We start from the raw sequence: 11,475 nt of genomic DNA, 5'->3' as shown, positions 1-11,475 counted from the left end.
CCGTCACGCGCGTCTCTGCGCCCCGCCGGGCGGCCGGGCCGCGGGACTCGCGGGGCGGGTGGGGGCTACGCGCGGGGGTCGCTCCCGGCCGGCGAGGCGTAGACGATGACGTTGTCGCGGTACTCGTGCCGGGCCCAGTCGAAGCTGCCGCCGCAGGTGATCAGGCGCAGGCCGTCCTCGGTGTACACGCGCTCGGCGGGGAAGTCGCTCTTGGGGATGCGCTCGACTGAGTCGACGCGGTACTCGGCCGTCCGCCCGTCGCTGCGCAGCACCCTGACGAGCTGCCCCTTGCGCAGCTCGCGCAGCCGGTAGAAGACGGCGGGCGCCGTCTTCGTGTCCACATGCCCGATGATCACCGACGCTCCGCGGTCGCCGGGGACCGCGCTGCCCGTGTACCACCCGGCCATACCCGGCTTGTCGTACGGCGGGAGCTCGACGTCGCCCTCCGTGGAGAGTCCGAGCTTCATCAGCGGGGCCTTGAGTTTCAGCGCGGGGATGTCGATGCGCTTGGGCACGACGGCGGAGGCGGGGGCGGGGGTCGTCTGCTCGCCCTCCCGGCCGCTCATCGCGAACAACGCCAGCCCGGTGGCGATCCCGGCGATGACCACCCACCGGGACGAACCGGCCAAGCTAACGCCCCGCGCGCCTGCGGGCCAGGCCCACGGCGACGCCGGCGGCCACGATGACGGCGACCGCGCTCGCCCCGATCGGCGCGCCGGACTCCTCCTCGGGCCCGCCCGCGGCGGTGCCGCCGCCGCCCGCGTGCGGAGCGCGGGTGGGGATCTTCGTGTGCTCGGGCGCGGCGCCGGGAGTGACCTTGAGGGAGGCGCTGCCGATGTCGTTGGTGGCCTCGCAGCGCACCTCGACCTTGTAGCCGCCCGGCTTGGCCTCGGCCCGGACGTTCGCGCCGCCGCGCACCGCCGGAACGCCGGGGCTGGAGTCGGGCGCGGGCGTGCCGGTCGGGGCGACCAGCGTCACCAGTCCGGTGAACGCGTCCGACCGGGCGGTGGCGCGATAGTCGGTCCCGCCCTGCGGCAGCGGGCAGTACGCCGTGATGTGGACGGTCCGGGTGGACCCGCCCTCGACCTTGGCCGGCTCGACCGTGACCTTGATGTCCTGCCGGGGGAGGGTGACGGACGGCGACGGTTGCCCGGGTGTGAGGGTGGCCGTGGGGTTGGTGCCGGCCGTCTGCGCCTCGGCGGTGCAGCCGAGCCCGCCGAGCAGGATCATCCCTGTGACGGCGACAAGCCTGACCTTGATCATCCGACCACCCCTCCGGACCCTGTATACCCAGAAAATCTATGCCAACCCAGGGCTAAAGATCTTCTTAATGGAGGATTCAGAACGAATCAGTTGGGTGTCTCCGGAGTGGTCTTTTCGGTTGTTCCGAGGAGGGGATTCCGGTTAGCCCAGAGATGCCGGGACGTCCGACCAGCGCTCGCCGACCCCGCGAAGCCGTACCCGCCGGTCCTCGCCCTCGGCGTCGCGCTCGATCACGACCTCCAGGCGGTCGTCGGCGAGGCCCTCGACCAGCCCCTCACCCCACTCGACCACGGTGACCGAGTCCGCGAGCGACGCGTCCAGGTCGAGGTCGTCGACCTCCAGCGAGCCGCCGATGCGGTACGCGTCGGCGTGCACCAGAGCCGGACCGCCCGACAACGACGGATGGACCCGCGCGATCACGAACGTCGGCGACGTGATCGGGCCGCGCACCTTCAGCCCCTCGGCGATGCCCTGCACCAGCGTGGTCTTCCCCGCGCCCAGCGGCCCGGTGAGCACCATCAGATCGCCCGCGCGCAGCAGCTCCGCGATCTCCGCGCCCAGCGCCCGCATCTCCTCGGTCGTACGGACGGTTCTCACTGGTCGCTCCTCCGTTCGGCCGGACTCACCGGCCGCTCGCCTGACACTCCACACCGGTAAACACTGTATTGCGTGTGACAGGCAGGGGAAGGCGGCTCAGGCTTCGCCGCGTTCGGCTCGCTTGAGGAGCTCGCGCAGCGCGTTGTTGACGACCGCCGGGCTCTCCAACTGCACGAGATGGGACGCGGTGGGGACGGTGGTCAGCTGCGCGGTCGGCACCGCCGCCGCGATCGCGCGGCTGTGGTCGGGCGGGGTGAGCCAGTCGCGCTCGCCGACGATGATCGAGGTCGGCACCTTGTTGAGCACGTCGAGCGCGGTCAGCTTGTCGTGGGACATGAGCGCCGGATAGAAGTCGGCGATCACCTCCGACGGGGTGGCCCTGATCATCGACTCGACGAAGTCCACCACGGTGGGGCTGACGTTCTGGGAGTCGCCGAACCCGAGATGGCGCACCGCGAGGAACGCGACGTCGTTGCCCGCCTCGCGGCCCCGGTCGACCAGCGAGCCGCGCTTGCGCATCACCGACACCGCCGAGGGGACCGCCTTGTGCACGATCTTCGACACCAGCGCGGGCAGGCCGAGGGTGAGCTCCGCCAGCTTTCCCGCCGACGTGGAGATGAGCGCCACGCCGCGCACCCTGTCGCCGAACAGCTCCGGCCGCCGCTCCGCCAGCGCCATGATCGTCATCCCGCCCATGGAGTGGCCGACGAGCACGCACGGGCCGGGGACCAGCTCCTCCAGCACGAGCGCGAGGTCCTCGCCGAGGCGCTCGATCGTGCAGTCGCTCGGCTCGGCCCGCGCCGACGCGCCGTGGCAGCGCTGATCCCACGTCACCACCCGGTACGTCCCGCGCAGCTCGCGCCGCTGGTAGTGCCAGGAGTCCGAGGCGAGGCAGTAGCCGTGACACAGCACCACCGTGAGGGGGGCGTCGTCCGGCCCGTCGACCTCCGCGTGGATCAGCACGCCGTCGGAGGTGGTCAACGTGACCTCGTGCCCACGCACCTCACCGAAGGGTTCGCTCGCCTCCAGATCGGGGCGCAGCCGTATCCGGCCGACGGCGTACCGCTTCGCCATGGCCGCCGCCGCCGCGCCCGCCGACGCGGCGCCCACGACGGCCCCGGCGATCCCGACCTTGCGGCGTGTGCTCATACCTGCTCTCCTCATGTCGGCGGCGCGCTGCCGGCCGGCTCCACCCGATCTCCTCAGTCGCCTGCGTAAACGCGTGGGACGCGGGATCCAATCCTGGTCACGATCTCATGAGTGATCGTCCCGAGGGAATCGGCCCACTCCTGGCAGGTGGCCTCGCCCTGCGTGCCGGGGCCGAAGAGGATCACCTCGTCACCCTCGGCGACGGCGTCGTCCCCCGCGTCAACGACGAACTGGTCCATGCAGACCCGCCCAGCGATCCGCCGCCGGCGGCCCGCGAGCAGGACCTCCGCCCGGTTGGTCGCGCCGCGCAGGATGCCGTCCGCGTACCCGAGGGGCACCAGCGCCAGCGTCGTCTCGCGCTCCGTGACGTACAGATGGCCGTAGGAGACGCCCGCCCCGGCGGGCACCCGCTTGGCCTGCGCGAGCCGCGCCGCGAGCGTCATGGCCGGGCGCAGCCCGAAGTCGCCCATCTCCGGGATCGGGCTCAGCCCGTACGACGCGATGCCGGGCCGGACCATGTCGTACCGCGCCTGCGGAAGGGTGAAGGTGGCGGCGGAGTTGGCGATGTGGCGGATCGCGTCGCTCGGCACGCGCATCGCGTCGGCGACGCGCAGCGCCTCGTCGAACACGGCGAGCTGCGCCTCGATGGACGGGTGGCCCGGGATGTCCGCGCAGGCGAAGTGGGACCACATTCCGGCGATCTCGACGGCGCCCTCCGCCCGCGCCGCCAGCGCCGCGTCGATCAGCTCGGACCAGCCCGCGAGCGGCGCGCCGCCCCGCGACATCCCGGTGTCGACCTCCAGGTGCACACGGGCGGTGCGGCCGGTGCGCGCGGCGGCGGCCACGATGGCGTCGATCAGCCAGGGCGCGCTCGCCGACAGCTCCACCCCCTGCAGCAGCGCCTCGTCCAGCGGCTCGTCCGGCGTGATGAGCCAGGCGAGGATCGGGGCGGTGACCCCCTCGGCGCGCAGGGCCAGCGCCTCGCGGATGAACGCGACGCCCAGCCTCGTGGCGCCGCCCTCCAGCGCGGCCCGCCCGCAGGGGACCAGCCCGTGGCCGTACGCGTCGGCCTTGACCGCGACCATGACCTCGGCTCCGGACGCCTGCCGGGTGAGGAGTCCGACGTTGTGCCGGATCGCGGCGAGGTCCACCCGTGCCTCGGCAGGGGTCCGGACCTGGTCTTTCGCGTCGACGGCGATCGGGAAACTCATCGTTCCAGTTTGTCAGGTGATCACGGTTGCTCGGGCCGTCCGGGCCCGCGTCACAACGTGCGGACCGCCTCCGGGAGGGCCTCGGCGACGTCGAGCGCCGCGATCGGCGCCTCGCCGCCGGCCCGCGCCCCGCGCCGGGGCCGCTCCGGCCCGGCCGCCGCGATCCGGCCGGCGAGCCCGTGCAGGTGAGCGGCGCACGACGCGGCGTCGTAGCAGCTCAGTCCGCCCGCGAGCAGCGCGCCCGCGACACCGGAGAGCACATCGCCCGTGCCGCCCGTGGCGAGCCACGGCGTACCGGTGGAGTTGACCCGCACCGGCCGGTCCTCCTCGGCCACGAGCGTGGTGGACCCCTTCAGCAGGACGGTCGCGCCCAGTTCGTGCGCCGCGCGGCGGACGTACTCGATCCGCCGCGCCTCGACGTGGTCGCGCGGCACGCCGAGAAGCCGGGCCAGCTCCCCCGCGTGCGGCGTGAGCAGCGTCGGCGCCGGCCTGCGCAGCAGCGACCTGTCCCCGGCGACGACGGTCAGCCCGTCGGCGTCCACGAGGACGGGGAGCCCGGTCGCCAGGACCTCCCCGACGATCTCGCGCGCGTGCGGGCCGGTGCCGAGGCCCGGCCCGACCACCCACGCCTGCACCCGCCCGACGCCGTCGAGCACGCCTCCCCGGCCCGGCGTGAGAACCGTCGTCACGGCCTCGGGCCAGCGCGCCCTGACCTGGCGTACGGGTTCCTCGACGCTCGCGAAGCGCACCATGCCCGCCCCCGCCCGCACCGCGCCCCCTGTGGCGAGCACCGCGGCGCCGGTGAAGGTGTCGCTTCCCGCGACGATCCCGACCACGCCCCTGCGGTACTTGTCCGACTCCGGGGCGGGCCTCGGCAGCAGGTCGGCGACGTCGTCGCCGGTCAGCGCGGCCAGGTCCGCGTCCGGGAGGTACGGCCCCAGCCCGATGTCCACCAGCTCCACCGGCCCGCACAGCGACGCGCCGGGGTCGACGATCAGGCCGATCTTGTACGCGCCGAACGTCACGGTCGTGTGCGCCCGCACCGCCTGCCCGTCCACGCGTCCGGTGCTCGCGTCCACCCCGCTCGGCACGTCCACCGCGACGACCAGGCCGGGGCCGTCGGCGGCGAACCCGGCCAGCGTCCCGTACGGCTCGCGCAGCGCGCCCGTGCTCCCGATGCCGACCAGGCCGTCCATGACGAGGTCGGCGGCGTCGATCAGCTCGCGGGCCGGTCCGGGGGCGAACCCGGCGGCCCGGCCGCCCGCGGCGCGCAACGCGGCCAGCCCTCCCTGGTGGGCGCGCGACCCGGCGAGGATCGCGTCCACCCGGGCGCCCCTCGCGGCCAGCCGGGCCCCGGCGTACAGGGCGTCTCCCCCGTTGTCGCCGCTCCCGACCAGGAGGACGACGCGGGAGCCGTACACGCGGCGACGCCCCGCGGCGAGGGCACGGACGCAGGCGGCGGCGAGCCCGGCGGCGGCCCGCTGCATCAGGGCGCCCTCGGGCAGCCGCGCCATCAGCGCCAGTTCGGCGGCCCGGATCTGGTCAGAGGTGTACGCGGTCCGCATGGGTCCGACCGTATCCCGGAGACGATCACGAACGCGACGACCCGTCGCCCGGTCCGCCGGAGAGCCGGGAGGACCACCGCCGGACGGGCGGGAACGGAGGCCTCACGGGCTCGGAAGCCCGCGGAGACAGCCTGTGGAGATCAGGTGGGACGCCCGGTGGCGCGGGTCGGCGAAGCGGGAAGCCGCGGAAGTGCCGCACGCGCCGGCGCAGGCCGCGTCACGACTCCGCGATGACGTAGGCGACGGCGATGCCCCCGTCGTGGGTCAGGGAGATGTGCCACCTCGTGACGCCGAGCGCGCGGGCCGCCTCCGCCGCCGCTCCGGTGACCCGGACCGTCGGACGGCCCGCCTCGTCCGTGACGACCTCGGCCTCGACGTGGCTGAGGCCGGCCGGGCCGCCGAGCGCCTTGGCCACCGCCTCCTTCGCGGCGAACCTGGCGGCCAGCGACTCGGTCCGCAGCCCGCGCTCCGCCTCGGTGAACAGCCGCTCCCGCAGGGCGGGGGTGCGCTCCAGCGTCGCGGCGAACCTCGCCACGTCGACGACGTCCACTCCGATGCCCACGATCACAGGGCGAGGCTACCCGCCCGGCGGGACCCGGCCGTCTGACCGGAGGCACGGGCCGAGGCACGGGCCGTCCCGGGGCTCCCTTCGGCCGGGCACGGCGAAGGCGGGTTCCCGGGAAACCGCGGCCGTAATCCACCGGTTTCGTCCACAGGCTGTGCACCGCTCCCGCCCGAAGACGTTTTCGACCGGCTGAGTAGGCTTGGCCGACGTGGCAGATGGAGACGCGTACGTCGAGCTCAGCCGTGCCCAGTGGAGGGACCTCCGCAAGAGCACGCCGCTGACCCTCACCGAGGCAGAGCTTTCGGACCTGCGCGGTGTCGACGACCCGATCGACCTCGCGGAGGTCACCGACATCTACCTGCCGCTCACCCGGCTGCTCAACCTGCACTTCACCGGATCGCGGCAGCGCAGCGCGGCCGTCGGGGCCTTCCTCGGCGAGCGCGACGAGCGCGTGCCGTACGTGCTGGGCATCGCGGGCAGCGTGGCGGTCGGCAAGTCGACCACGGCGCGCGTGCTGCACGCCCTGCTGGCCCGGTGGCCCGAGCACCCCCGGGTCGACCTGATCACCACGGACAGCTTCCTCTACCCGAACAAGGTGCTGGAAGATCGCGGGATCATGCACCGCAAGGGCTTCCCGGAGAGCTACGACCGGCGGGCGCTGGTGAAGTTCGTCGCCGACGTCAAGGCGGGCAGCCCGGTGGTGACCGCCCCCGTCTACAGCCACCTGGAGTACGACATCGTGCCCGGGGCGACCCAGAAGGTGCGGCGGCCGGACATCCTCATCGTCGAGGGCCTCAACGTGCTGCAGCCCGCGCCGCCCACGTCCCTCGCCGTGTGCGACTACTTCGACTTCTCGATCTACGTGGACGCCCGGATCGAGGACATCAGGTCCTGGTACGTCGACCGGTTCCACAAGCTGCGCCGTACGGCGTTCGCCGACCCGAAGTCGTACTTCGCGCACATCGCGGAGCTGTCCCACGAGGAGGCGACGGAGTTCGCCAAGAACGTGTGGCGTGACATCAACGAGCGCAACCTCGTCGACAACATCGCCCCCACGCGGGGGCGGGCCGGGCTGATCCTGCGCAAGGGCCCCGACCACTCCATCAGCCGCATCCGGCTGCGCCGTACATAATCGTCGTCGTGCTGCATCTGCGCGTGATCATCCCGGCCGGCCGTACGCGCCGGGTGCTCGAGACGGTCGAGCGGGCGACCGGGGTCGCCAACGTCGTCCTGATGCCGAAGGCCGCGCGCCGCCCGCAGGGTGACCTGCTGCTGCTCGACGTCGCCCGCGAGGCGGCGAACGACCTGATCGAGGAGCTGAAGCGCCTCGGCCTGGAGGACGACGGCTCGATCGCGATCGACAACGTCGAGCTGACGATCTCACGCGCGGCGGAGGAGGCGCAGGAGCAGGCCCCGGGCGAGGGCGACGACGCGGTCGTCTGGGACCAGCTCGCGCAGCGCGTGACCGCCGACTCCCGCATCACCTGGGCGTTCCTGGCCTTCCTGGCGATCGCCACGCAGATCGCCGCCATCGGCGTGCTCATCCCGTCGCAGATCCTGATCGTCGGCGCGATGGTGCTCGGCCCCGAGTTCGGCGCGGTGGCCGCGATCTGCTTCGGCCTCCTGCGCCGGGAGCCGCGGCTGATCGCGGTCGCGGTCCGGACGCTGGTCGTCGGGTTCGGCACGGCCATCCTGGTCACCTTCCTGTGCGCGTTCGTGTCGCGGGGCATCGGCTGGGTGTCGCCCGACATGCTGCGGCACAACCAGGACGTGTGGTTCATCGTCTCGCCGGACAAGTGGTCGTTCATCGTCGCCCTGCTCGCGGGCGCGGCGGGTGTGCTCTCGATCACCGCCGGCAAGTCCTCCGCCCTGGTGGGGGTGTTCATCTCGGTGACCACGGTCCCCGCGGCCGGTTACATGGCGGTCGCGACGGCCCTCGGCCGCTGGGACGAGGTCGGCCACTCGCTCGCCCAGCTCGCGGTCAACATCGCGGGCATGGTCGCGGCCGGCACGGCCACCCTGTTCGTCCAGCGTTTCCTCTGGCAGCGGTACGGCCGGCGGGTCCCGGTCGCCCCCGCGCCGCCCGCCGCCCCGCCGGCTCCCGCGGTCCCCGGCGTACGGCACCGGCCCGCCAAGGGGAGGCGTACCGGCACCAGGAGATGATGCGCACCGGCCACGGTATGACGCGCGACTCCTCCTCCTGATGGAGGTCGCCGAGGCCAGGCCGGGAGTAGTCTCCAGATCATGACAATCCTCGCAACCGAGGGTCTGACCAAGCGGTTTCCCCGAGTCACGGCGCTCGACCGGCTCACGATCACGGTCGGGACCGGCGTGACCGGGCTCGTCGGCGCGAACGGCGCCGGGAAGTCCACGCTGATCAAGATTCTGCTCGGCCTGCTCCCGGCGACCTCAGGCCGGGCCGAGGTGCTCGGCCTGGACGCCGCCGCCCAAGGGGCGGAGATCCGCCGCGTCGTCGGCTACATGCCCGAGCACGAATGCCTGCCGCCCGACGTCTCCGCCACCGAGTTCGTGGTGCACATGGCACAGATGTCCGGCCTGCCGCGCACCGCCGCCCGCGAACGGGCGGCCGACATCCTGCGGCACGTCGGCCTGCACGAGGAGCGTTACCGCCCGATCGGCGGCTACTCCACCGGTATGCGGCAGCGGGTCAAGCTGGCTCAGGCACTCGTCCACGATCCCCGGCTGGTCTTCCTGGACGAGCCCACCAACGGCCTCGACCCGCAGGGCCGCGACGACATGCTCGCGCTGATCCGGCGCATCGGCGCCGAGTTCGGCATCAGCGTCCTGGTCACCTCCCACCTGCTCGGCGAGCTCGAACGGGTCTGCGACCACGTCATCGTGATCGACGGCGGCGCCCTGCTCCGGTCGTCCGCGATCGGCGAGTTCACGCAGACCACGCAGGCGATCGCGGTCGAGGTCGAGGAGGGGCTCGACCCCCTCGCGGCCCGGCTGGCCGAGTTGGGCGAGGCGGTGGCGGTGCAGGGACGCGTCCTGACCGTCCAGGTCCGCTCGGAGGCCACCTTCGACGCCGTACGCGACGCCGTCTGCGATCTCGACCTCAACCTCGTCCGGCTGGAACAGCGTCGCGGCCGCATCGAGGACGTCTTCAAGGAGCCGGCGGCATGAGCGGGCGAAACAATCGACACGGCGCGTCCCGCGGGCCGAGCGGGGGGATGGCATGAGCGAGCAGACCGCGATCATCCACGACATCGGCTACCGCCACTACGACGGCCCCAGGCTCGGCCGCGGGAGCGCGGCGCGCGCCCTCGCCGTGCACAGCCTGCGCGGCGTCTTCGGCCTCGGCCGCACCACCCGGGCGAAGATCATCCCGTTCCTGCTCGTGGCGATCATGCTGCTGCCGGCCGTGGTGTCGATCGCCGTCATGGCCCTGGTGAAGCAGCAGGGCATCGGCTACACCGCGTACGCCGTGGCCATGCAGGCCGTGCTCGCCATCTTCCTGGCGTCGCAGGCGCCGTACCTGGTGGCCCCCGACCTGCGCTTCCGCGTGCTGCCGCTGTACCTGTCGCGGCCGGTGACCGTGCTCGACTACGTCGGCGCCAAGCTCGTCGCGATGACGGCCGCGCTGTTCCTGCTGCTGGCCGTGCCGCTCACGCTCCTGTATGCCGGAGAGCTGCTGGTCGACCTGCCCGAGCCCGTGCACACGCGCGAGTACATCGCCTCCATGGTGGCCGCACTCATCGCCGCCGCGCTGCTCGCCTCCGTCGGGCTGGCCCTCGCGTCGTTCACGCCGAGGCGCGGGCTCGGGGTCGCCTCGGTGATCGGGTTCTACCTGTTCACCTCCGGGGTCTCCGGGGTGTTCTTCGCCGCGCTCCTCGCCAGCGGCCACGAGGCCGCCGCCAAGTGGACGTTGCTGATCAACCCGTTCTTCCTCGTCGACGCGGTGCAGGTGGCGCTGTTCGGCACAGAACCCTCCAACGGCGAGGGCTACCCCTCGGGCCCCTGGCCGGCGCTGATCCTGCTGGCCGTGATCGCTCTCGCGCTGACGGGGCTCATCGCGCGCTACCGGAAGGCGGCCTCCTCATGACGGTCACCACCGTTCCCGCAGTCGCCACCCGGCCCGGCGTCGTCGAGCTCGCCGGGGTCTCCCGCTGGTACGGCAACGTGGTCGCGGTCAACGACGTCACCATGACGATCGGGCCCGGCGTCACCGGCCTGCTCGGCCCCAACGGCGCGGGCAAGTCGACGCTGCTGCACATCATGGCCGGCTTCCTCGCCCCGTCGAACGGCACCGCCACCCTGGGCGGGCAGCAGATCTGGCGCAACCACGACATCTACCGGCAGATCGGCCTGGTGCCGGAGCGGGAGGGCGTCTACGGCTTCCTGACCGGTTGGCAGTTCGTGCTGTCCGCCGCCCGCCTGCACCGGCTGCCGGACCCGGCGGAGGCGGCGACCCGCGCCCTCGACCTGGTCGAGATGACCCCCGCCAAGGACCGCAGGGTCGAGACGTACTCCAAGGGCATGCGCCAGCGGGTCAAGGTGGCCGCCGCGCTGGTCCACGACCCCCAGGTGCTGCTGCTCGACGAGCCCTTCAACGGCATGGACCCGCGTCAGCGGCTCCACCTGATGGACCTCGTACGGCAGATGGGCGCCGCGGGACGGACGATCCTGTTCAGCTCGCACATCCTGGAGGAGGTCGAGCGGGTCGCCGAGCAGATCGAGGTCATGGTCGCGGGCCGGCACGCCGCCTCCGGCGACTACCGCGAGATCCGCAGGCGGATGACCGACCGCCCGCACCTGTTCCGGGTCCGTTCCAGCGACGACCGGCGGCTGGCGTCCGCGCTGATCGCCGACGCGTCGTCCGGGGCGGTCTCCCTGACCGAGAACGGGCTGGAGGTGCAGGCGATCGACTTCCGCCGCTTCACCCGGCTGCTGCCGAAGGTCGCCCGCGACGCCGGGGTCCGCCTCTGGCAGGTGTCCCCCACGGACGAGGACCTGGAAAGCGTCTTCTCCTACCTCATCCAGCCCCGTGCGTGACCGCACGCACGCCGGGTCACCCGGACGACCAGCCGGAACCGTATCTCACCGGGCTCCGCGCGCGGGCCGAAAGCGTCGCCGCGCGCAGCACACCCGGAGCAGTCGAGCG

Annotated in this window: 12 protein-coding genes; 5 read left to right on the top strand and 7 right to left on the bottom strand. The window is 72.9% G+C overall.

What is annotated here, in order from left to right; all coding sequences use genetic code 11:
* Nucleotides 1–65: 65 nt before the first annotated feature.
* From AWQ70_RS13050 to AWQ70_RS13020, 7 genes are all read right to left on the bottom strand, one after another.
* Nucleotides 66–629: a class F sortase gene (locus AWQ70_RS13050; protein ID WP_067174878.1), complete on the bottom strand. Its 564-nt coding sequence runs from the start codon at nt 627–629 to the stop codon at nt 66–68.
* A 1-nt stretch (nt 630) separates the two neighbouring features.
* On the bottom strand, nt 631–1,263 hold the full coding sequence (locus AWQ70_RS13045) for a hypothetical protein (protein WP_067174876.1): 633 nt from the start codon (nt 1,261–1,263) through the stop codon (nt 631–633).
* 141 nt (nt 1,264–1,404) lie between these two features.
* Nucleotides 1,405–1,860, bottom strand: a complete 456-nt coding sequence (tsaE, locus tag AWQ70_RS13040) for a tRNA (adenosine(37)-N6)-threonylcarbamoyltransferase complex ATPase subunit type 1 TsaE (protein WP_067174873.1) — start codon at nt 1,858–1,860, stop codon at nt 1,405–1,407.
* 96 nt (nt 1,861–1,956) lie between these two features.
* A complete protein-coding gene (locus AWQ70_RS13035; protein ID WP_067174871.1) occupies nt 1,957–3,009 on the bottom strand; it encodes an alpha/beta fold hydrolase in 1,053 nt (350 codons plus the stop codon).
* Nucleotides 3,010–3,062: 53 nt separating this feature from the next.
* Complete coding sequence (alr, locus tag AWQ70_RS13030) at nt 3,063–4,220, bottom strand: alanine racemase (protein WP_067174869.1); 1,158 nt, start codon at nt 4,218–4,220, stop codon at nt 3,063–3,065.
* 50 nt (nt 4,221–4,270) lie between these two features.
* Entirely contained in the window at nt 4,271–5,785 is a 1,515-nt protein-coding gene (locus tag AWQ70_RS13025; RefSeq protein WP_067174865.1) for an NAD(P)H-hydrate dehydratase, read from the bottom strand.
* A gap of 217 nt (nt 5,786–6,002) precedes the next feature.
* Nucleotides 6,003–6,353, bottom strand: coding sequence for a holo-ACP synthase (locus tag AWQ70_RS13020; protein WP_067174863.1), 351 nt, complete (start codon nt 6,351–6,353; stop codon nt 6,003–6,005).
* A gap of 205 nt (nt 6,354–6,558) precedes the next feature.
* Here AWQ70_RS13020 and coaA point away from each other — a divergent pair, with 205 nt between their 5' ends.
* The 5 genes from coaA to AWQ70_RS12995 all read left to right on the top strand — a co-directional run bounded on the left by coaA (nt 6,559) and on the right by AWQ70_RS12995 (nt 11,366).
* Entirely contained in the window at nt 6,559–7,482 is a 924-nt protein-coding gene (gene coaA, locus AWQ70_RS13015; RefSeq protein WP_067175036.1) for a type I pantothenate kinase, read from the top strand.
* 8 nt (nt 7,483–7,490) lie between these two features.
* Complete coding sequence (locus AWQ70_RS13010) at nt 7,491–8,513, top strand: DUF389 domain-containing protein (RefSeq protein WP_067174860.1); 1,023 nt, start codon at nt 7,491–7,493, stop codon at nt 8,511–8,513.
* An 81-nt stretch (nt 8,514–8,594) separates the two neighbouring features.
* Complete coding sequence (locus tag AWQ70_RS13005) at nt 8,595–9,497, top strand: ABC transporter ATP-binding protein (RefSeq protein ID WP_067174856.1); 903 nt, start codon at nt 8,595–8,597, stop codon at nt 9,495–9,497.
* A 52-nt stretch (nt 9,498–9,549) separates the two neighbouring features.
* Complete coding sequence (locus tag AWQ70_RS13000) at nt 9,550–10,416, top strand: ABC transporter permease (protein ID WP_067174855.1); 867 nt, start codon at nt 9,550–9,552, stop codon at nt 10,414–10,416.
* Entirely contained in the window at nt 10,413–11,366 is a 954-nt protein-coding gene (locus AWQ70_RS12995; RefSeq protein WP_067174853.1) for an ABC transporter ATP-binding protein, read from the top strand. The genes AWQ70_RS13000 and AWQ70_RS12995 overlap by 4 nt, the downstream gene beginning before the upstream one ends.
* Nucleotides 11,367–11,475 lie beyond the last annotated feature (109 nt).

Source organism: Microtetraspora niveoalba (genome assembly GCF_001570405.1).
In the GTDB taxonomy this organism is placed as follows: Bacteria; Actinomycetota; Actinomycetes; order Streptosporangiales; family Streptosporangiaceae; genus Microtetraspora; species Microtetraspora niveoalba.
This window is presented reverse-complemented; position numbering and strand designations above follow the sequence as displayed.